Origin of the sequence: Nisaea sp. (genome assembly GCF_965216895.1) — a bacterium.
GTDB lineage: Bacteria > Pseudomonadota > Alphaproteobacteria > Thalassobaculales > Thalassobaculaceae > Nisaea.
In genome coordinates this window covers 599,675-620,164 of the sequence record NZ_OZ244205.1, presented here as the reverse complement: position 1 = coordinate 620,164, position 20,490 = coordinate 599,675, and the positions used below count along the sequence as shown (strand labels likewise).

The 20,490-nt window shown below is 63.5% G+C and carries 22 protein-coding genes; 13 read left to right on the top strand and 9 right to left on the bottom strand.

Annotation, left to right across the window (positions count from 1 at the left end; translation table 11 throughout):
• The first annotated feature begins 91 nt into the window (after positions 1-91).
• Together ACOOE1_RS02925 and ACOOE1_RS02920 are read left to right on the top strand one after the other, a co-directional pair.
• Positions 92-1,309 carry a multidrug effflux MFS transporter gene (locus ACOOE1_RS02925; protein WP_420404851.1) on the top strand — a complete coding sequence of 406 codons (1,218 nt, stop codon included), beginning with the start codon at positions 92-94 and terminating at the stop codon, positions 1,307-1,309.
• Positions 1,302-1,886, top strand: coding sequence for a pyridoxamine 5'-phosphate oxidase family protein (locus tag ACOOE1_RS02920; RefSeq protein ID WP_420404850.1), 585 nt, complete (start codon positions 1,302-1,304; stop codon positions 1,884-1,886). Before ACOOE1_RS02925 ends, ACOOE1_RS02920 begins: the two co-directional genes overlap by 8 nt.
• 13 nt (positions 1,887-1,899) lie before the next feature.
• Here ACOOE1_RS02920 and ACOOE1_RS02915 read toward each other — a convergent pair whose 3' ends face one another.
• A complete protein-coding gene (locus ACOOE1_RS02915; RefSeq protein WP_420404849.1) occupies positions 1,900-2,244 on the bottom strand; it encodes a DOPA 4,5-dioxygenase family protein in 345 nt (114 codons plus the stop codon).
• A 163-nt stretch (positions 2,245-2,407) separates the two neighbouring features.
• Here ACOOE1_RS02915 and ACOOE1_RS02910 point away from each other — a divergent pair, with 163 nt between their 5' ends.
• The gene (locus tag ACOOE1_RS02910) at positions 2,408-2,965 is read left to right on the top strand and encodes a thioredoxin family protein (protein ID WP_420404848.1); all 558 of its coding nucleotides are present in this window, start codon (positions 2,408-2,410) and stop codon (positions 2,963-2,965) included.
• A gap of 10 nt (positions 2,966-2,975) precedes the next feature.
• Entirely contained in the window at positions 2,976-3,530 is a 555-nt protein-coding gene (locus ACOOE1_RS02905; protein ID WP_420404847.1) for a PAS domain-containing protein, read from the top strand.
• Positions 3,531-3,534: 4 nt separating this feature from the next.
• Here the strand turns inward: ACOOE1_RS02905 and ACOOE1_RS02900 are convergent, their stop codons facing one another.
• On the bottom strand, positions 3,535-4,869 hold the full coding sequence (locus tag ACOOE1_RS02900; protein WP_420404846.1) for a sodium-dependent transporter: 1,335 nt from the start codon (positions 4,867-4,869) through the stop codon (positions 3,535-3,537).
• Positions 4,869-5,783: a transcriptional regulator GcvA gene (locus ACOOE1_RS02895; RefSeq protein WP_420404845.1), complete on the bottom strand. Its 915-nt coding sequence runs from the start codon at positions 5,781-5,783 to the stop codon at positions 4,869-4,871. Before ACOOE1_RS02895 ends, ACOOE1_RS02900 begins: the two co-directional genes overlap by 1 nt.
• A gap of 125 nt (positions 5,784-5,908) precedes the next feature.
• On the opposite strand from ACOOE1_RS02895, the gene ACOOE1_RS02890 reads away from it, so the two are divergent.
• A complete protein-coding gene (locus ACOOE1_RS02890) occupies positions 5,909-6,160 on the top strand; it encodes a DUF1127 domain-containing protein (protein ID WP_420404844.1) in 252 nt (83 codons plus the stop codon).
• Between the two features lie 43 nt (positions 6,161-6,203).
• Here ACOOE1_RS02890 and paaE read toward each other — a convergent pair whose 3' ends face one another.
• The 5 genes from paaE to paaA are packed head-to-tail and all read right to left on the bottom strand — an operon-like array spanning position 6,204 to position 9,919.
• Entirely contained in the window at positions 6,204-7,301 is a 1,098-nt protein-coding gene (paaE, locus tag ACOOE1_RS02885; protein WP_420404843.1) for a 1,2-phenylacetyl-CoA epoxidase subunit PaaE, read from the bottom strand.
• Between the two features lie 13 nt (positions 7,302-7,314).
• Positions 7,315-7,824 (bottom strand): 1,2-phenylacetyl-CoA epoxidase subunit PaaD, encoded by a 510-nt coding sequence (gene paaD / locus ACOOE1_RS02880; RefSeq protein ID WP_420404842.1) that lies wholly within the window; start codon positions 7,822-7,824, stop codon positions 7,315-7,317.
• A gap of 9 nt (positions 7,825-7,833) precedes the next feature.
• A complete protein-coding gene (gene paaC / locus ACOOE1_RS02875; protein ID WP_420404841.1) occupies positions 7,834-8,601 on the bottom strand; it encodes a 1,2-phenylacetyl-CoA epoxidase subunit PaaC in 768 nt (255 codons plus the stop codon).
• A gap of 24 nt (positions 8,602-8,625) precedes the next feature.
• Positions 8,626-8,916 (bottom strand): 1,2-phenylacetyl-CoA epoxidase subunit PaaB, encoded by a 291-nt coding sequence (gene paaB / locus ACOOE1_RS02870; RefSeq protein WP_420404840.1) that lies wholly within the window; start codon positions 8,914-8,916, stop codon positions 8,626-8,628.
• Positions 8,917-8,935: 19 nt separating this feature from the next.
• Entirely contained in the window at positions 8,936-9,919 is a 984-nt protein-coding gene (paaA, locus tag ACOOE1_RS02865; protein WP_420404839.1) for a 1,2-phenylacetyl-CoA epoxidase subunit PaaA, read from the bottom strand.
• A 110-nt stretch (positions 9,920-10,029) separates the two neighbouring features.
• Between paaA and paaI the strand changes: the two genes are divergently transcribed.
• The 7 genes from paaI to ACOOE1_RS02830 all read left to right on the top strand — a co-directional run bounded on the left by paaI (position 10,030) and on the right by ACOOE1_RS02830 (position 17,417).
• Entirely contained in the window at positions 10,030-10,500 is a 471-nt protein-coding gene (paaI, locus tag ACOOE1_RS02860) for a hydroxyphenylacetyl-CoA thioesterase PaaI (RefSeq protein ID WP_420404838.1), read from the top strand.
• Positions 10,497-11,447 (top strand): PaaX family transcriptional regulator C-terminal domain-containing protein, encoded by a 951-nt coding sequence (locus ACOOE1_RS02855; RefSeq protein ID WP_420404837.1) that lies wholly within the window; start codon positions 10,497-10,499, stop codon positions 11,445-11,447. Before paaI ends, ACOOE1_RS02855 begins: the two co-directional genes overlap by 4 nt.
• A gap of 204 nt (positions 11,448-11,651) precedes the next feature.
• Positions 11,652-11,849, top strand: coding sequence for a hypothetical protein (locus ACOOE1_RS02850; protein WP_420404836.1), 198 nt, complete (start codon positions 11,652-11,654; stop codon positions 11,847-11,849).
• Positions 11,850-11,942: 93 nt separating this feature from the next.
• Positions 11,943-14,033, top strand: a complete 2,091-nt coding sequence (locus ACOOE1_RS02845; protein ID WP_420404835.1) for a hydantoinase/oxoprolinase family protein — start codon at positions 11,943-11,945, stop codon at positions 14,031-14,033.
• 12 nt (positions 14,034-14,045) lie between these two features.
• Complete coding sequence (locus ACOOE1_RS02840; protein WP_420404834.1) at positions 14,046-15,770, top strand: hydantoinase B/oxoprolinase family protein; 1,725 nt, start codon at positions 14,046-14,048, stop codon at positions 15,768-15,770.
• 15 nt (positions 15,771-15,785) lie between these two features.
• Positions 15,786-16,571, top strand: a complete 786-nt coding sequence (locus ACOOE1_RS02835; protein ID WP_420404833.1) for an ABC transporter ATP-binding protein — start codon at positions 15,786-15,788, stop codon at positions 16,569-16,571.
• A 108-nt stretch (positions 16,572-16,679) separates the two neighbouring features.
• Complete coding sequence (locus ACOOE1_RS02830) at positions 16,680-17,417, top strand: Crp/Fnr family transcriptional regulator (protein WP_420404832.1); 738 nt, start codon at positions 16,680-16,682, stop codon at positions 17,415-17,417.
• Between the two features lie 6 nt (positions 17,418-17,423).
• Here ACOOE1_RS02830 and ACOOE1_RS02825 read toward each other — a convergent pair whose 3' ends face one another.
• Positions 17,424-18,803 carry an MmgE/PrpD family protein gene (locus ACOOE1_RS02825; RefSeq protein ID WP_420404831.1) on the bottom strand — a complete coding sequence of 460 codons (1,380 nt, stop codon included), beginning with the start codon at positions 18,801-18,803 and terminating at the stop codon, positions 17,424-17,426.
• A gap of 116 nt (positions 18,804-18,919) precedes the next feature.
• Between ACOOE1_RS02825 and ACOOE1_RS02820 the strand changes: the two genes are divergently transcribed.
• Positions 18,920-20,479, top strand: coding sequence for an AAA family ATPase (locus tag ACOOE1_RS02820; protein ID WP_420404830.1), 1,560 nt, complete (start codon positions 18,920-18,922; stop codon positions 20,477-20,479).
• Positions 20,480-20,490 lie beyond the last annotated feature (11 nt).

Here is a 20,490-nt window from a genome sequence, read left to right as displayed (position 1 = left end):
TCGCCCGAGAATAAGCTTATCTATTCGGGGCGCCTTGGACAGACAACGATCTCCCGACCGGCGTCGAAAAAACAAGAAAAACAGGTGACCCGTGACCGCCAAGCCCAAGGCACCGCCGATCCTCGTGCTCATCGCCGCGACCGCGACCGGTCCGCTTGCCCTCAATCTCTTCGTGCCGTCGATGCCGGGGCTCGTCGGCCTTTTTGGAACCGACTACGGGACCGTGCAACTCACCTTGACGCTCTATCTCGCGGGTGTCGCCATCGGACAGCTTATCTACGGGCCGATTTCAGACCGAATTGGCCGGCGGCCCACGCTCCTGACCGGACTTGCGATTTTCGCGCTCTCCAGTCTGGCGTGTGCATTCGCCAGTTCCATAGACCTTCTGATCGTCGGGCGGGTCTTTCAGGCGCTCGGCGGGTGCGCGGGCATGGTGCTCGGGCGTGCGATCGTGCGCGACGTCTACGAACGCGAGGAGGCCGCGCCGGTTATCGCATATATCACCATGGCGATGGCGGTCGCGCCGATGATCGGCCCGGCAATCGGAGGAATCCTCGACAGCGCGTTCGGCTGGTATGCGGGTTTCTACGTGGTCGCCGCAGCGGGCGGAGCGGTACTGCTCTACGCGGTTCCATCGCTGCACGAGACCCACCCGCAGCGCGAAACCAGGATCGACATCGTTTCGTTGCTGCGCAGCTACGGCGCGCTGCTCGGGTCCAAGGCCTTCCTCGGCTACACGCTCAACACCTCTTTCTCGATCGGCTGCTTCTTCGCCTTCCTCTCTTCGGCACCCTACGTCACGATCAACATCCTGGGATTGGAACCGCAGGTTTACGGGTTCTTCTTCATCATCGTGTCGCTGTCCTACATCTCCGGAAATTTCGTCGCGACGCGGCTCTCGCGACGGCTCGGGATCGACCGGATGATCCTGCTTGGCTGCAGCGTCTCGCTCCTCGGCGCGCTGACTCTCACAACGCTCTCGACGATGGGCGTGATCAGCGCGACCGCGATCTTCCTGCCCTTCGCCCTGGTCGCATTCGGCAATGGCATGAGTCAGCCGAACGCGATTGCCGGCGCGGTCAGCGTAAACCCCGCTATCGCCGGCGCCGCCTCGGGTCTCATGGGTTTCCTGCAAATGTGCGCCGGCGGCGTCGCCACCGTGACGGTCGGTTACTTCCAGGACGATACCGGCTACGGCGCCCTCGCATATGCCCTGATGATCGGGTCGGCGGGCGCTCTTCTCAGCCTCCTGCTCGCGATCCGGGCGACCGCCGAGGCGCGGGCGGCGGCGCAAGCGGCGAATGAATAGCGTGTCGGGAAACGCGAGACTGTCCGCCACGGCGCTCCTCCGGAAAGCGAGCCAACTCCTTTCGGACGCCCCGGATAATCGCGACGCCGCCTGCCGCTATCCTGTTCTGGCCACGGTCGACGAAACCGGCGGCGCCAATGCGCGCACCCTGATCCTGCGCGCTTTCGATCCGGAGCGCTGGCGGGTGACGCTTCACACCGACCGGCGCAGCGAAAAGATGCGGGAGATAGCCGGTTGCAATGCCGCCAGCCTGCTCTTCTATGACCACGGTGCCGCATTCCAGGTCCGGATGAAGGGCACTGTCGCAATCGAGCACGATGAAACGGTGATAGCGGGTGTCTGGCGGAACCTGCCCGAGGGTAACAAGCCGAACTACAGGAGCGCGGAACCGCCGGGCACCAGTCTCGAAGGGCCGGGCGATAGCGGGCCGGACATCCGCGGGATCGACGGTTTCGAGAATTTCGCGATTCTCGTCTTCGAACCGGACAGCGTCGATATCCTCGCGCTTTCGCCGCAAGCAAACCGCCGCTACCGCTTCGAGCCTGCGCTTGGACGGGGGTGCTGGCTGGTACCTTGAGGCAAAGATCGCTCTAGCGATTGAAGATGCTGAGCTTGAGTTCTTCTGACTCGCCGAGCCAGACGACGTGGCTCGTATGGTCCAGAAAGTCTGCGCCGGTATCGGCATGAACGAAAACCGTGAGCCCGTCCCGGTTCAAGGCAAGCCACGGAATGAGGATTCCGAACACTTCCGGCGCGAATGCGACCTGATAGCTGAAGCGCGGGTGCGGGCCGACCGGCTTCTCGTGGAAGCGGCCCATCTCGATGTCGAAACGGCGCTCGATTTCCTGGCGTAACCGGCGCGCTGTCTCGGCGGTCTCCGGATCGAAATAGACATGGGCGTGATACCCCCGGATCTCCGAGATATCTCTGGGCATGGGTCTATCCTCCGCAACTCGGGCTTCTGGAGTGGAATGCCAGACTGGCGCAACTTCGCGGGCCTCGCCAGACGGCTTTTTGAGTCCAAGGGCGAAGATGGTTTTGACGGACGGGGAAAATGCTGCTGGACTCCCCATTGTGCCAATCGGAAGGGACCATCGGATGGCAACGAAGCTTCCCGAGATCTGCAATTTCGGCTGGAAGGCGCCCGAATTCCGGCTCAAAGGAACTGACGGCGCATTCCATAGTCTGGCCGATCTGCGCGGCCCGCGTGGTACTTTGGTCATGTTCATCTGCAATCATTGCCCCTACGTAAAGGCGATTGCTGGCAGGATCGCGCGCGATACGGCAGAGTTGGCCTCCCTCGGCATATCCTCGGTCGCAATCAATTCGAACGACGTTGCGGCCTATCCGGAGGACTCCTATGACAATATGATCCGCTTTGCGGAACGGCACGGCTTCGGCTTTCCCTACCTGATTGACGAGACTCAGGAGGTTGCGCGGGCTTACGACGCCGTCTGCACACCGGATTTCTTCGGTTTCGATGCGGGGCTCGGCCTGCAATATCGCGGCCGCCTCGACGAGAGCCGGGCCAGCCCGGTCGACGGCGCACGGCGCGACCTGTTCGAAGCCATGAAACAGGTGGCCGAGACAGGCCGGGGTCCGACCCTCCAGGTCGCCAGCATGGGATGCTCCATCAAATGGAAGACGGGCGCGTGAGGATGGCCGGGTGACCCTCACCATAGAGGACATCAGGCTCGAACTGAGCCCGCAGGGAAACGAGTTCCTTGATTACTGGCTGTCCTTGCGCTCCGACCGCATGATGCCGGACCGGGCGGAATTCGATCCTGTCGGGATCAAGCATCTGCTCCCCTATATCGTCATTCACGAGTTGATCGACCCTCAGACGATCCGCCTCAGGCTGGTCGGCACCGGGGTGGTCAACCAATACGGTCAGGAAAGCACCGGGCGAAACTACCTGGATTTCGTCGAGCCGGAACGGCGCGCCAAGGCGTCGGAAGCCATTTTCCTCGTCCGCGAGCATCCGGCGGGCATGAGCGTGACGCTGAAATCATTGACCCGGAATGGCCGCAGCACGCTTCGACGGACCATCGCCCTCCCCGTGGACGATCCGAAGGAACGCCGCAAGTTCGTCTATTTCTGCAGCACGCGCCAGGAGACAAGCGAACGCCCGCCGACCGAAATGGCGGCGCTCGCCGTGCAATCGGTTGCAGACCGGCACTACTTCGACATCGGCGCCGGAACTCCCGCGTTCTCCGATTGAGAGGCTAGAAATCGCTGAGGCCGTTGAGTAGAACCAGAGCGATAGATCCGGGCACGAGGATACGCAACAGCCAGATCCAGAGCCATCCGAGCGGCCCCTCCAAGCCGGCGAACAGGAGGGCGTCACGGCGCCGCAGGCTCCAGCCGACGAAGAGCGCGATCAGTATCCCGCTCAACGGCAGGAAAATCGAGGACGCGACGAGATCGAACAGTCCGAACAGGTCCTCTCCGGCAACCCGCACGTCCTTCAGCAGACCGAAACTCAACCCAGGCGCCAATCCGAGGGCCAGAACCACCGCGCCCATCAGCACCGACGCAGACCGGCGCCGGAGGCCGAAGCGGTCCATGCAAATGGCGACGGTGACCTCCAGGACAGAAATCATCGACGTCAGACCGGCGGCGGCGAGAAGGAAAAAGAATGCCGCCGCGAGCACCATCCCGCCTTCGACCTCGCTGAAGACACTCGGCAGCGCGACAAATGCCAGTTCCGGCCCCGAGGTCGGGTCAAGACCGTAGGCGAATACAGCCGGGAAAATGGCAACGCCCGCCAGCACGGCGAATAGAGTGTCCCCGGTGACGATATAAAGAGCGGACCTCAAGACCGGCGCCTCGGTTCGCATGTAACTTCCATAGGTCACGAAGATTGCCATGCCGATCCCGATCGAGAAGAAGGCCTGGCCGAGCGCCGCCAGATAGACGCCAGGACGGCGGAAGGTCTCGGAATCGATCCCGAACAGATATTCGAGACCTCCGGCTCCGTCGGGCCGGGAAAGACCGTAGAGGGCGAGGCCGAGCATTATTCCGGCCAGCACCGGCATCATCCAGCGGTTCAGATGTTCGATACCGCCTCGAACACCGCGGGCCACGACGAGCCCTGCAAGCAGTACGGCTCCCGCTTGCCAGAGCAGCGGTTCGGCCGCGCGCGCGGTGAAATCGGAAAAATACCTCGCGAAACCCGAAGCCTCGGCCTCCCGGAGCGCGCCGCTCAGCGCGACGAAGAAATAGCGAAAGGTCCAGCCGGCGACGACCGCGTAGAAGCTGAGGATCACCGTTCCTGCCGCGGCCGCGACCCACCCGGCGTGCCGGAGCGGGCTCCTGGGGGCAAGCGCCGGAAAGGCCGAAACCGTATCGAGACGCGCCGTCCGCCCGACAGCCAACTCCGCGATGACCAGGGGAACGCCGATGAGAGCGACACAGAGGAGATAGACGATAAGAAAGCCGCCGCCGCCGTTCTCACCCGCAATATACGGAAAACGCCAGATATTGCCGATGCCGACTGCGGAGCCGATGGTTGCCAGAACGAAACCGACCTGACTTCCCCACTGCTCCCTCCCTGCCATCAGTCCGGCTCAGCGAGAGTGCCGTCCCGGCGAACCTCGTCCAGAACCCAGTCCCGGAATACGGCCACCTTGTTCGAGCGGAGCGATTCCTCGCGGCAGACAAAGTAATAGGCGAGCGGCGCCGGCGTCTCGGCGTTGAACGGGCGAATCAGGCGGCCCGCACGCAGATCGTCGGTAACGAGTTGCGATCGCGCGAGTGCGACGCCCTGTCCCTCGACCGCTGCCTGCACCACCATGTCCATCTGGGTGAAGAAGGCACCACGCCTCAGATCTATCCCCTTGATGCCGAACTGCTCGAGGAAATTGTCCCAACTCTCGCCGGGGAACGTGTTCACATCGTGGAGCAATGGATAGTGCTTCAAGTCCTCCGGCTTGTGTAAGCCGGGCGGACGGGCGGCAACCTCGGGACTGCAGACAGGATAGATCCGCTCGCTCATGATCTGCTCGACATGCAGGCCCTCGTAATTGCCGTCACCGAGCCGAAGCGCCACATCGACACCGTCGGTGACAAAATCCGCCTTGCGGTCCTCGGCCGCGATCCGGACATCAATCTCCGGATAGCGCATGCGGAAGCGGGAAAGGCGCGGAATCAGCCATTTCACCGCAAATGAGGGCAGCACGCTGACCGTCAGCGGGCGCCCCTCCTCCTGCTCCTTCAGATCGTTCACGGCAGCGAGCAGACGGGAGAAGGCATCGCGGACGACCGGGGCCAGCCGCGCGCCTTCGGCCGTCAGTTCAAGCGCTCGCGGGCGGCGCAGGAACAGCGGAGAACCGAGTTCGGTCTCAAGCGCCTTGATTTGCTGGCTGACCGCTGCCGGCGTCACAAACAGCTCAGCTGCCGCGAGCTTGAAGCTCATATGCCGCGCAGCTGCTTCGAAACAGCGCAATCCGTTGAGGGGGAGACGGCTCAGCATGAATTAGCCAAACTTATTCATCTGATAAATTAACTCGTTTGTTGCAGGCCATTTTATACCCCAAATTCCAACACATCGACAGACACGAATGAGCGTGTGTGACGTTTTGATTAAGGAGAGCTTTCATGTTTAAGAACCAGACCCTGAATGTTGCTCCTGCCGCCGTCATGACTGCAGGAACCAACGGGACGTCCTTCGCGCTGCAGCGGACCAGGGGTGGCGTACTGCAGACCCTCGTCGCACTTCTGTTCACCTGGGAGGATCGTATCCGTCAGCGTCAGGCGCTGCGCGAGATGGATGCACGCTCCCTGGCCGACATGGGCATTACCCCGCTCGACGTCGACCGTGAAACGAGCAAGCCGTTCTGGGCCGCCTGATTTCAAGCGAGTCGCCGCGTCCCTTCCCGGGGCGCGGCCGCCCCTAGCGGGCATCGAAGTCCAGCACCACGCGCGCGCTCGCGGGGTGGGCCTGACAGGCCAGCACGAATCCCCTTTCAACCTCTTCCTTGGCGAGCGTGTAGTTGAGATCCATCTCGACCCTTCCCTCGATCACCTTTGCCCGGCATGTGCAACACATCCCCCCCTTGCACGCATAAGGCATATCCGGTCGGCCCCCAAGAGCCGCGTCGAGAATGGACACGCCGTCCGGCTCCAGCGTGAAATCGGTGCGCACCCCATCGAAGATTACGGAAACCTCGGACCCGGCGGTTGACACCTCGCCCTCTTTTTTCGCCATTCTGGCCCGGCGTGCGGCGGCGGCTCTGGCCGCCGCATCGCTGGACGGCGTGAACAGCTCAAAACTGATTTTATCCGCACTGACGCCATGCTCACCGAGGACGGCGCGCACTTCCTCGATCATGCCCTCCGGCCCACAGAGGAAGAAACGGTCGACCGCGTGCACGTTCAGAATGGAGCGGAAAAAGGTTTCGCATTTCTCCCGGTCGATACGCCCGTTCAGCAGCGCCACCTCCTGCGGCTCGCGGCTGAGGATATGGTGCACGCTGAAACGCGCCGGAAATCGGTTCTTCAGATCCGAGAGGAGGTCACGGAACATGATGCCCCGCACCGTCCGGTTGCCGTAAAACAGCGTAAAGCGGCTTTCCGGTTCCGCTTCCAGAATGGATTTCGCGATCGAGAGGATCGGGGTTATGCCGCTGCCGGCCGCGAAGGCCACATAAGTGTGCGCAGCATCACCCGCGACCTCGGCGGTAAAGCGACCCTCGGGCGACATGACGTCCAGACTGTCGCCCGGCTTCAGTTCGTCGTTGGCAAAGCTGGAGAACGCGCCGCCCTCGACCCGCTTTACGGCAACCCGGATCTCGTTGTCGCCGAGGCCGCTGCAAATCGAATAGGAACGCCGCACGTCGTGACCGTCGATCTCCTTGCGCAGCGTAAGGTACTGGCCCGGAAGAAAGGCGAAATCCGGCTTCGCCTCTGCCGGCAGATCAAAAGCGATGGAGACGCTGTCCGCACTTTCCCGGCGGACCTCACGGACGGTCAGAGTGGTGAAGCGTGCCATGACCGCTCTCCTGCTAGATGCACTTGAAATAATCGAACGGCTCCGCGCAGTCGGTGCAGCGGTAGAGCGCCTTGCAGGCCGTGGACCCGAACTGGCTGATGACCTCGGTCTGTTCAGAACCGCAGCGCGGACAAGCAACCACCGGATCGAAGCCGAGCAGGGATTGCTTCGAGGTCGATATCTCGGCCGGCGGCGCGATGCCGATCGAGCGCAGCTTTTCCCGACCCGCCTCGCTCAGCCAGTCGGTGGTCCAGGCCGGCGCCAGAACGGTCTTGACCTCGACCTCCTGGAATCCGGCCTTCAGCACGGCGTCGCGCACCATCATCTCGATGTAGGACATGGCAGGGCAACCGGAATAGGTCGGTGTAATGATGACCGTAGCGGCACGACCGTCGACAGAAATATCGCGAATCACCCCGAGATCGACGACGGACAGCACCGGGATCTCCGGGTCCGAAACCTCCTCGAGGGCGGCCCAGAGCCTCGATTCTTCAGCGGGGGTGGCGGCGGAATATGGCTGCATCATCCGCCCCTACCATTGCGCATCCGGATAGGCGCGTGGCAGGAACTGCATCTCTGCAAGCAGAAATCCCAGATGCTCGGAGTGAATTCCGTTCTTGCCGCCGCCGATCGACCAGGTTCCTTCCGGAACCGTCAGCGTTGCTTCGGCGAGCACGGCCCCGACAGCGTGCTTCCAGTTTTCCTCGAAATCTCCCGGGTCCGGGGCAATTCCGGCCTGCATCATCATCTCGTCGACGGCGTCGCCTTCGAAGAGCTCCCGCGTATAGCCCCAGAGAGCGTCAAGCGCGGTCTGCGACCGGGCGTGGCTCTCTTCCGTCCCGTCGCCGAGCCGGATCACCCACTGGCCACTGTGCCGGCGGTGATAGAGCGCCTCTTTCAGCGCCTTGGCGGCGATACCCGCGATCTCGTGGTTGGCGGATTTGCTCAGCGCCTGCAACAGCTCTACGTGGAAGCAGTCGAACAGGAACTGTCGCACGATGGTGTGCGCGAAATCGCCGTTCGGCTGCTCCACCAGCAGGAAATTGCGCCAGTCCAGCACGTCGCGCTTGAAGGCGAGCGCGTCGGCGTCGCGCACGCCGCCTTCCACCGTCGCGGCGAATTCGAGCCAGAGCGTGGACTGGCCGACAAGATCCAGAGCGATGTTCGAGAGCGCGATGTCCTCCTCAAGCACCGGCCCCTTGCCGCACCATTCGGAGAGGCGGTGGCCCAGGATCAGAGCATTGTCGCCAAGCCTCAGAAGATATTCGAACAGGGCTTCGCGCTGTGCTTCAACGGTCATGTCGCGGGCTCCGGGAGCGGCCGGTCAGAGGCATTCGACCTCGTCAGGCACATCGTAAAAGGTCGGATGGCGATAGATCTTCGAATCCGCCGGGTCGAACAGGCTTTCCTTGTCCGCCGGCGCCGAGGCGACGATGTCGGTGGACAGGACCACCCAGATGCTCTCGCCCTCGCGTCGCCGGGTATAGACGTCGCGGGCATGCTGCAGCGCCATCTCGGCGTCGCTTGCATGCAACGAGCCGACATGCTTGTGGCTGAGACCCTCGCGGGCCCGTATGAAGACTTCCCAGAGCGGCCAGTCATGCCCCGCGGTCATTGTCTCTCTCCCAGAAGAATCATTCGGCGGCGATCTTCGCCGCTTCCTTGCGCTGGCGCTGCTTCGCACCATAGGCGGCCGCCGCGTCACGCACCCAGGCGCCGTCCTCGTGCGCCTTGAGGCGCGCTGCCATACGCTCCTTGTTGCAGGGACCTCCGCCCGAGACCACGCGCTTCAGTTCCGCCCAGTCGATCTCGCCGAAATCGTAATGCCCGCGCGCCTTGTTCCACTTCAGGTCCGGATCCGGCATCTTCAGGCCCAGATAGTCCGCCTGCGGCACCGTCATGTCGATGAACTGCTGGCGCAGGTCGTCGTTCGAGACCCGCTTGATCTTCCACTGCATGGACTGCGAGGAATGCGCCGACTCGCGGTCGCTCGGCCCGAACATCATGAGTGACGGCCACCACCAGCGATCCAGCGCGCTCTGCGCCATCCGCTTCTGCTCCCTGGTGCCGAAGGCCATCGACATCATGATCTCGTAGCCCTGGCGCTGGTGGAAACTCTCCTCGCGGCAGATCCGCTCCATGGCGCGGGCATAGGGCCCGTAGGAACAGCGGCATAGCGCAATCTGGTTGATGATCGCCGCGCCGTCGACGAGCCATCCGATGGCGCCGATATCCGCCCAGGACAGCACCGGGTAATTGAAGATGTTGGAATATTTGGCGCGCCCCTCATGCAGGGCATCGATCATTTCCTCACGGCTGGTGCCGAGGGTCTCCGCCGCACTGTAGAGATAGAGCCCGTGACCGCCCTCGTCCTGGATCTTGGCGAGAAGCTGAACCTTGCGGCGGAGCGACGGCGCCCGCGTCACCCAGATCCCTTCGGGCAACATACCGACGATCTCGGAATGCGCATGTTGCGAGATTTGACGTACCAGGGTCTTGCGGTACGCCTCCGGCATCCAGTCGCGCGGCTCGATCTTGATTTCGCGCTCGACCTTCGACTGGAAATGAGCGGCGGCATCTGCATCCTGGGCGGAGCCCGTAATCTGGCTTTGCACCATTGCGTTTCCTCGCTTAACTCGGACGTTGCCGAACAGCACCCCTTAAATGATACAAACCAGTTCCTCAGTCCAGACAATATTGTATCATATTGACCGAAAGGCAGGATTTCATGAACGATCGACGGCCCAACGGAGCCGAAGCGCACGACGCCGAGGAAACCGCCCGCAAAGTTGCCGACTGGATTAACGAGAACGATCCGGCGACCCGCGGTTTCGGCATGAAGCTCGAACGGGTTGGCCCGGGCTTCGCGCGCCTCCGGATGACGGTGCGTCCCGAAATGTTGAACGGTCACAAGACCTGCCACGGCGGGATGATCTTCACGCTGGCGGACAGCGCCTTTGCCTTCGCCTGCAATTCGGCCAATGCGCTCACTGTTGCACAGAGCTGCGATATCGACTTCGTCAATCCGGCGCATGAGGGTGACGAGCTGATCGCAACCTGCGAAGAGACGTTCCACCGCGGACGGTCCGGGATCTACGATACCGTGGTCACGCTAGCCGACGGAACCGTCATCGCCCATTTCCGCGGCCGCTCCCGCACCATCGGCGGGGAACTGGTTGCGACCGGGGCAAATGGATGAGCACGGCGGCAGGCCGTCCGGCGTCCCGGTTCCTGGTTCGGAATCTGCTCGAGGACCTCAAGCCGCGGGCAAAATCACTCATCGTCACGGTGTTCGGGGACGCCATACTGCCCAATGGCGGCGAAGCTTGGCTCGGCGATCTGATCAGGCTCATGGCTCTGTTCGATGTCGGCGAACGACTGGTAAGAACGTCGGTTTTCCGTCTGACCCAGGAGGGCGTTCTGGCTCCGCGCCAGGTCGGACGGCGCAGCATCTACACACTGACAACGAATGGACGCCGGCAGTTCGACGCCGCGCAGCGCAAGATCTACGCACCGCTCGGCGCACGACAGGAGCCGGAAAGCGACAGTCCGTGGACAATCGCGCTTCTGACGGGAGCGGTCGATGGAACCGCAAGGGAGGCCCTCCGGCAAGAGCTCGGCTGGGCCGGGTTCGGAAGCCTTGGGCACCATGTGCTGCTTGGCGCCGGGAACGACCTGAAGCGCGCGAAACAGACCGTCGCGGCGCTCGGCCTCAATGGCAGGGTCGCCCTCTTCGAAGCCACCTCCGACAGCGCGGCCGGGAGCTTGCGCGCCCTCTGCCACGAAGCCTGGAAACTGGACGAAACCGACCGGCAATACCGTGCCTTCATCACACGTTTTTCACCTCTGCTGGAGCAGCTTCAGTCCGGCGACGCGCCTCCGACGCCCGATGAGGGGTTCGCACTCAGGATCCTGATGATCCATGCCTATCGCCGCACTCTGCTGAAAGATCCCGGTTTGCCGCCGGCACTGATGCCCGACAACTGGAGCGGTCGCACGGCACGCCAGCTGGCGGCCGGGATCTATGCCAACCTGCAATACAGCGCGCAGGCATTTCTCGAATCCGCGATCGAGGGTACAGACGGCCCCCTGCCTTCGGCGTCGGCTCAGTTCTCCGCCCGTTTCTTGCGGACACTTCCCGAATGAGCGGTGAACGCCGCGCCGCCCGATCCCGCCTCCCCGAAAAGAAACCTGCCGCCTCAATCCGATATGCCTGAAGTGTCGGCGTCCGGGAAAACCGTACTCGCTTTCCGCCCTCAGGAGATGATTTAATGACCTACGGTATGGCAACCGCCTGCCATGCAGGCGCTTCCGAATCTCCTCCCGGCAGCCGACTCTGGATTCGAAGTGATGATCGAGATCTATATCGAATGTTGGGCCAGCCCCGAAGGGGTCCGGTACCCCTGGTCGGTCTGGCAAGACGGACGCCAGGTTGACTCCTCCCACGCAACCTCGCTCTACGAAGATCCGGACCAAGCGGAAGAGGCTGCGCGCAGATATTGCGCCGAGGTGCTGAAAGCCTCGCCAACGAATGTGGTTCGTTTGTGAATCCGTCGCAAACGTTGACGCTCGCGAAATGATGGGGTCAATTGGTCCCGGTCTCGCTCCGAGGCCGCATTCTGCACAAAAGATTGATTAGACATGTCCGAGACCAGCAAGCGTGGCCGCCTAGCGGTTGATGTTGGCGGCACCTTTACCGATGTCGCTCTAGAATTCGGCGCCAAGCGCTACACGACAAAAGTGCTGACAACGCCATCGATGCCCGAACGCGGGGTAATGAGCGGAATCGAAAAGGCACTCGAGATCGCCGACGCGTCCCCGGCCGATATCGGATTGCTGATCCACGGCACCACGCTCGCGACCAACGCGCTGATCGAGCGCAAGGGCGCGAAGACGGCGCTGATCACCACCGAGGGCCTCAGGGACTCGGTGGAGATGGCGTTCGAGAACCGTTTCGAGCAGTACGACATTAATATCGACCGGCCGGACCCGCTGGTGCCGCGGAACTTGCGCTGGGCGGTCCGTGAGCGCCTGAACTTCAAGGGCGAGGTTCTGATCCCGCTCGATGAGAGCAGCGTCGAAGCGCTACTGCCGCAGATCGACAAGCACGAAATCGGCTCGATCGCGGTCGGTCTCATTCATTCCTATGCCAACGGCGCTCACGAACAGCGCGTCGGGGAGATCCTGAGCAAGGCCCGCCCCGATCTCAGCATTACCCTTTCGAGCGAGGTCTGCCCCGAGATCCGCGAATATGAACGCCAGTCGACCGCCTCCGCGAACGCCTATGTGCGGCCGATCATGTCGCGCTATCTCGGAATCCTGCGTGACGACCTGAAAAAGCGCGGCTTCGACTGTCCGGTGCTTCTGATGACCTCCGGCGGCGGTCTCACGACGCTCGACACCGCGATGCGGTTCCCGATCCGCCTGGTCGAGTCCGGTCCGGCAGGCGGCGCTATTCTGGCCAGCGAGATTGCGCGCGAATGCAATCTCGCCAGCGTCGTTTCCTACGACATGGGAGGAACCACGGCGAAGATCTGCCTGCTCGACGACTTCCTGCCCCAGACCACCCGCACCTTCGAGGTCGCCCGGGTCTACCGCAACATGAAGGGCAGCGGCTGGCCGGTACGTATCCCCGCCATCGAGATGGTCGAGATCGGAGCCGGCGGCGGCTCCCTCGCAAAGATCGACAAGCTCGGCCGCATTGCCGTCGGTCCGGAAAGCGCCGGCGCCGAGCCGGGACCGGCCTGCTACGATCAGGGCGGCACGCGGCCGGCCGTGACGGACGCGGACGTGGTCCTCGGCAAGATCGACCCCGAAAGCTTTGCCGGCGGCTCCGTGAGGCTCGATACCTCCCGGGCCGAAGCGGCCCTGAAAAGCGAGATCGGCGAGAAAATGGGGCTGACGCCGGCCCTCTCCGCTTTCGGCGTCTGCGAAATCGTCGACGAGAACATGGCCAACGCGGCCCGCGTCCACGCCATCGAATGGGGCAAGGACATCGCAGCCCGGGCAATGATCGCGTTCGGCGGCGCCGCGCCGCTGCACGCCGCGCGGCTTGCCGAGAAGCTCGACATCCCGACTGTCGTGGTGCCGACCGGCGCCGGCGTCGGTTCCGCCATCGGGTTTTTGCGCGCACCGATCTCCTACGAGGTCGTCCGCTCGCGCTACATGAAACTGTCCGCATTCGACGCAGACGCCGCCAACGCGCTGCTCGGCGAAATGGCGGACGAAGCGCGCGCCATCGTGGAGAGCGGAGCCGCCGGCGCCGAACTCACGGAAGGTCGCACCGCCTTCATGCGCTATGTCGGACAGGGCCACGAGATAGCCGTCCAGCTTCCGGCCGGCGCGCTCAATGCGGGCCATGCCGACGAGATTCGCGCTGCCTTCGAGAGCGAGTACAAGAGGCTCTACGGCCGCATCATTCCGGGCCCGGAACCGGAGATTCTGAGTTGGACCCTGAACATGACGGCGCCGAGCCCGGAAATTGAGACCGAGCTGGTGGCACCGAGGGGCGGTGCGGCGAAACCGACAGGCAGCCGCAAACTGTTCGACCCCGCAACGGGCGACTATGCCGACGCCGCGATCTACTGGCGTGACGATCTGCCGGTCGGCGCAAGCGTTGCGGGCCCGGCACTGATCACCGAAACCCAGACCACGACGGTGGTGACCTCGATGTTCAACGCGACCGTGAACGAACTCGGCTATCTCGTCCTGACCCGCAAGAACGCGGCCTGAGGGAGCAGAAACATGAGCACAACCTCCGCCCTCGACCAGATCCGCATGCAGATCCAGTGGAACCGTCTGCTTTCCGTTGTGGAGGAACAGGCACAGACCCTGATCCGCACCGCCTTCAGCACCTCGGCCCGCGAGGCCGGCGACATCTCCGCCGGCGTCTACGACATCAAGGGACGCATGCTGGCGCAGGCGGTGACCGGGACACCCGGCCACGTCAACGCCATGGCGGCCTCCGTCGGGTTCTTCCTGAAGAAATATCCGCTTTCCTCGATGAAGCCGGGCGACGTGTTCGTCACCAACGATCCCTGGCTCGGCACCGGCCACCTGAACGATTTCACCGTTGTAACACCGACCTTCCGCGGCAACGAGATCGTCGCCCTCTTCGCCTGCACCACCCATGTGGTCGATGTCGGCGGCAAGGGGTTCGGCCCGGACGGGCGGCAGATCTACGAGGAAGGCATCAACATCCCGATCATGCGGCTCGCGGAGGACGGAGAATTCTCCGAGCCGGTGCTGGAGATCATCCGCACCAACGTGCGTAACCCGATCGAGGTCGAGGGCGATCTCTATTCGCTCGCGGCCTGCAACGATGTCGGCGGCCAGCGTCTGCTCGACATGATGAAAGAGTTCGCACTCGAGGATCTCGGTCCGCTTGCCGACTACGTGATCGAGAGCGCCCGCGCCGGCATGGCGACGGAAATCCGCGAACTGCCGAACGGCACATATCACAACTCCATGCGGATTGACGGCTATGAGCGCCCGATCGATCTGGTCGCTGCGCTGACCATCCGCGACGAGGAGATCGCGGTCGATTTCTCCGGCACCTCAGGGGTCTCGACCTACGGCATCAACGTCCCGCTCACCTACACCCAGGCCTATGCCAGCTTCGGCGTGCGCTGCGTCATCGGCGGTGCGGTCCCGAACAATGCCGGGTCCCTCGCTCCGGTGATCGTCACCGCGCCCGAGGGCAGCATTCTCAACGCGCCGCATCCGTGTGCGGTCACCGCGCGGCACGTGATCGGCCAGATGCTGCCCGACGTGGTGCTCGGCTGCCTCAACCAGGTGATTCCGGAACGGGTCCCGGCGGAAGGTACTTCCTGCCTCTGGAACCCGGTCCTGCTCGGCGGCCACGGCCTGACCGACGAGGATTACGGCGACGCGACGCCGTTTGCCATCAACACCTTCCATGCCGGCGGCACCGGCGCGCGCCCGGACAAGGACGGTCTCAACGCAACGGCCTTCCCCTCCGGCGTGCGCAACACCCCGATCGAGGTCAACGAGACCATCGCCCCGCTGCTGATCTGGCGCAAGGAGTACCGCGAGGACAGCGGCGGCGCCGGCCGGTTCCGCGGCGGCGTCGGGCAGGTGATGGAGATCTCCCACTCCCAGCACGCGCCGTTCGCCATTAACTGCATGTTCGACCGCGTGACCTACCCGCCCCGGGGCCGCAACGGCGGCGGCGACGGCACCGCCGGGGTCATCGAGCGCCGGAAGAAGGGCGACCGACTGAACGCCAAGGGGCGGCAGTCCATTTCCGGCGATGACCGTCTGATCGTCTCCATGCCCGGCGGCGGCGGTCTCGGAAACGCCTTCGAGCGCGACCCGGCTGATGTCGCGCGAGACGTCGTGCTCGGTTTTGTATCCCCCGACGCCGCACGCTCGGTCTATGGTGTTGCCGTCGACGAGGACGGGCAGATCGACGAGGACCGGACACGGGATCTTCGCGCCGCCCGCTGAGGGGAGCAGCAGGGAATGGGATCAGGCGCCGCGCAGGCCATCACGATCGAGGGGCTGGCGAAGGGTTTCGGCGACAAGGAGGTCTTGCGCTCGGTCTCGCTGACCGTTCCGGCCGGCGAGTCTACCGTTCTGATCGGCCCGTCGGCCACCGGAAAGTCGGTGCTGCTGAAATGCCTGCTCGGTCTCCTCCCGATCGACTGTGGCAGCATGAAATACGGCGACCAGGAACTGCACCGGCTCGACTCTGACGGCTGGACCGATTTCCAGGCGCGGGCCGGTATGCTGTTTCAGCAGAACGCCCTCTTCGACAGTTTGCGGATCTGGGAGAATGTCGCTTTCCGGCCGCTCAATCACGAGAAGGTTCCCCGCAAGGAGGCCCGCGAGCGCGCCCTCGTCCGCATGGCCGAGGTCGGTCTGGGAGAGGACATGGCCGATCTCTACCCGGTGGAACTCTCTGGCGGGATGCAGAAGCGGGTCGGCGTCGCGCGGGCGATGATCGGCGATCCGGAACTGCTGATTCTGGACGATCCCACCGCCGGCCTTGACCCGATCCTTACCAACTCGATCCTCTCCCTGATCGAACGGGAGACAGCCGGCAAGGGCACGACCGTGCTGGTCGTGACCGGCGACATGAGAGCGGCGCGCAGCCGGTTCGACAATGTCGCCATGCTGTTCGACGGCGTGATCAAATGGTCCGGCAGACGCGGGGATGTCGCAAGTGCGGACGATCCGTTCCTCGAACAGATGATCAACGGCCGCGCCCGGGGTCCGATCAAGATGCGCCTCGCCGCGCGCGACTGAAATCCCGCCAATCGAATTGACCTACATCAAGGCGCGCCGGACGCCCGGCGCGCATGCTTGTCCTGCATGTCTCCCGGAATGCGATCGCAATGGGAAAGCGAACTGGCGATGAACATGATTGCTGCGTTGAACGATAAGCCGGCAGGCAAGCTGCCCTGTACCGGGTGCGAGGACCGGGACTGTCCGATCAGAAATTCGCTCGGAGATGCGGGGTTGAAGAGATGCGCCGGCGCCATCCGTCAGATTTCGGCCCGTCCCGGCGAGAGGATCGAGGTGTCCGGCTATCAGCCAGACACTCTGTTCAGGGTCGCTTCCGGAATGCTGATGCAGGAACACGTTCTTGGCGACGGGCGGCGTCATGTTTCCGCCTTCAAGACGGACGGAGAAATCGCGTGGCCGCTCTCGAACGACAGCATGGGCGAGATCCGGGAATTTTATGAAGCCGTAAAGCCCTCCGATATCTGCGTCATTTTCGTCAATTCCGTGGCTGAGGCCACCTCTCATCCGGCCGAACTGATGGAATCCCTCTATTGTGCGGCGAAGGACGAAGTGGCCCGGGACCAGACCCGAATGCTGACCCTTGCCCGGTCCTCTGCGGCGGAACGGCTCGCCGGATTTCTGGTGGACCTGGCCGGGCGCACCGGGAGGCAGACGAAGCGCGGCGTCGAACTGAAGCTGAACATGCGACGCGAACGGATCGCCGATCACCTCGGCATGCAGCCGGAAACCATCAGCCGCATCATGTCGACCTTCAAGAAGGGCGGGATCATTCAGTTGCCTCGCCCGACCGTCGTCATCATTCCGAACATCCGCACACTCGCGAACATCGCCTACGGCGCCGCCTGATCCGCGTTATTCCGGCTGCGCCAGTGCCGTCAGCACACTTGCATCATCCGCTTCCGCCAGATTGAGGATCCCGTCCGCCAGGTCCTCTGCCCGCGCCATTCCGATGATCGGCGCGCCGAGAATCCTGTACTTCTCCAGCAGGCGTTTGCGCTGCGCCGGCTGGTCGGCGGCGGGCACACCGACATCGCGGTACTCCTCGACCACCGTGCCGTCCTTCAGCTCCGCCCGGACCCGCCCCATTGTGCGGCTATCGGCTTCGATACCGACCACGACAGTGCGTCGCCCGAGGTCCCGCAATCCGTCATCCAGAGCGAGTTCGTCGGTGTAGGCTCCAAGATCGGCGGTATCGAGCCCGTTCAAGGCCATGGCAACGGTATGCCGCAGGCTGAACTTGATCTGCAGGCCCGTCTCCGGCCGCTCGATGTTGCAGACCGTCAGCGCGTTCTTGTTCACCTCGATCGTCAGGCGCTCGATGGCATCGGGCGCGATGCCGCGTTCCTGGCGCAGCTCACGCGCCGCCTCGATCGGTGAGTGCGTGAGATAGCAGGCGGCATGATATTTGAAGAGGTTTCCCTCGACCGCAAAGGAACTGTTGCCCCCGGGCGAGATCTCGATCGGCGTGAAACCGTCCGACTGTGTCGCAGCGAGGCCCTGCGCGCATTCGAGAGCGTCGGTGCGCGACGTCATGCCCTTCAGCGCGAGACGCGCCGCCAGCAGACCGTTGGAGGCCGCCTTGCCGACCTGGAACGGTTTCGACATGGTGCCGAACATGGACTTCAGGCCGGCCGCCTGCGCCACGGCAAGGCCCAGCGCATGCGCCGCCTGCTCCCCGTCGAGCCCGAGCAGGCGGGCCGAGGCTGCCGCCGCGCCGAGGGTCCCGATCGTGGCCGTCGTATGCCATCCCCTGTCGTAGTGACTGTAGCCGATCATCTCGGCAGCGAGGATTTCCGTCTCGTAGCCGACCACGAAGGCATCGAGAAAATCCCGTCCGGAAACCGTCATCGTGTCCGCGATTGCCAGCAATGCCGGGACCAGCGGCACGGTCGGATGCCCCATCATCCGGGAATTGACGTCGTCATAATCCAACGCATGGGAGGCCGCGCCATTCACCAGCGCGGCATTCAACGGGCCGATCGCATCCCTGTGCCCGACGAGACGAGCGGGACCGTGGCCCTCTTCCCGCCCGGTTTCCGCGAGCATCAGGCTGAGCGGTTCCCGGCTCCCGGCAAGCGTGACCGCAAACCAGTCAAGAATCGCATCCTCGGCCCAGGCATGCGCTGTCCCGCTGATCGACGCCGGTCCAGCCGCTACCGCCCAGCTCGCGAGGTCCTTCGTCGGGGTTCCGGGGTTCTCGGTCCGTCGACTGTCGATTTCAACGCGTCCCACCTGTTCCTCCATGTTCCGTCCGGTACGATTGAGGCATGTCATGGTCGTGACCCAAGGCATCGGCATGATCGAATATGCCCTAGGAAGAATGTCCGGATTCTGCGAGTTATCGAACCATGGAACAAACCGAGGACCAAAGTGCGGCTTTGGAATTTCTTGCGCGCCGCGACAGCTACGATCCAATGCCCGGGGACGACCCCGAGCATATCGCGACCCATGGCAGCCACGTCTTTCTCGCCGGGAACCGTGCCTACAAACTGAAGCGCGCGGTGTGCTTTCCCTACATGGACTACGGCAGTCTCGAACGGCGAAGACGCTTTACCGAAGCGGAACTCGAGCTCAACCGGCGAACTGCTCCCGACCTCTATATCGGTATCCGCCGCCTGACCCGGACGCCCGAAGGCACGCTCACCTTTGACGGCGATGGCGAGACCGTGGAGGTCGTGCTCGAAATGCGGCGGTTTTCCAAAGATGCCCTGCTCGCCCGCATGGCGGAGAACGGGACGCTGACGCCGGCCCTGATCGAACGGACGGCCGACCGGATCCGCGCCTTTCACGACAGCGCCGACAGTCTTTCCGCGGATCAGGCGCCCGGAGCGGGTTCGGCCGGGATGCATGCGGTCCTCGAGGAGAACTTCGAGGAATTCGGGGCCCAGCCGAAGCATTTTGCGCCCGAGAGTGTCGCAACGTATGCCCGCGATGTCTGGACCACTTTCAAGCGCCTGACGCCTCTGCTCGACCGCAGGGTGGCCGAGGGGTGGGCGAAGCATTGCCATGGCGACCTCCATCTCAGGAACATCTGCCTGATCGACGGAGAGCCGACGCTGTTCGACGGGCTCGAATTCAATTCGCTCTTCGCCTGCATCGACGTGCTTTACGATCTGGCCTATTTCCTCAGCGATCTGATCGTCCGGGAACGTACCGATCTGGCGAACCGCGCTTTCAACCGGTATTTCGTCGATGGCGCCTACGAAGGTCTTGCGTGCTTGCCGCTGTTCCTCTCAACCCGCTCAGCCATTCGCGCGAAGATCATGGTCAGTGCGGCCGAAGCGCAGGAAGAGGAATCCGAGCGCGCCACCCTTCTGGCCCAATCGCGACGATCTCTCGCGGCAGCGATGGAGCAGATCACCGACATAAGACCGCGCCTGATCGGATTGGGAGGATTTTCCGGTTCGGGGAAATCGACCCTGGCAGGCGCCCTCGCCGCCCGCCTGCAGCCCGCACCCGGCGCCGTTCATCTCCGCAGCGACGTCATTCGCAAGAGGCTCTATGGCTCCGCCCCGACCGCGCCGCTGCCGGCGGAAGCCTACCGTTCCGACGTCAGTGCCCGTGTCTATGCCCTGATGCTCGAACGGGCCGAGACGGTTCTCAAGGCCGGATATCCGGTCATCATGGACGCCGTCAACGACCGTCCGGAAGATCGGGAGGCGATGCAGACGCTCGCGCGATTGCTCGACATCCGGTTCGACGGCTTCTGGCTCGATGTGCCGCCCAACGCCATGGCAAGCCGGATTGCCCATCGCCACGGGGATGCGTCGGACGCCACCGAGAGCGTGATGCGGAAGCAGGTCGCGCAAGGCCATGGGCCGCTCCGCAGCTGGACCGCGATCGATGCGTCCGGCCCACCGGAGAGCACTCTGAGAACCGTCTTGGCGGGGCTGACCGCCGACGATTGACATACATCAAG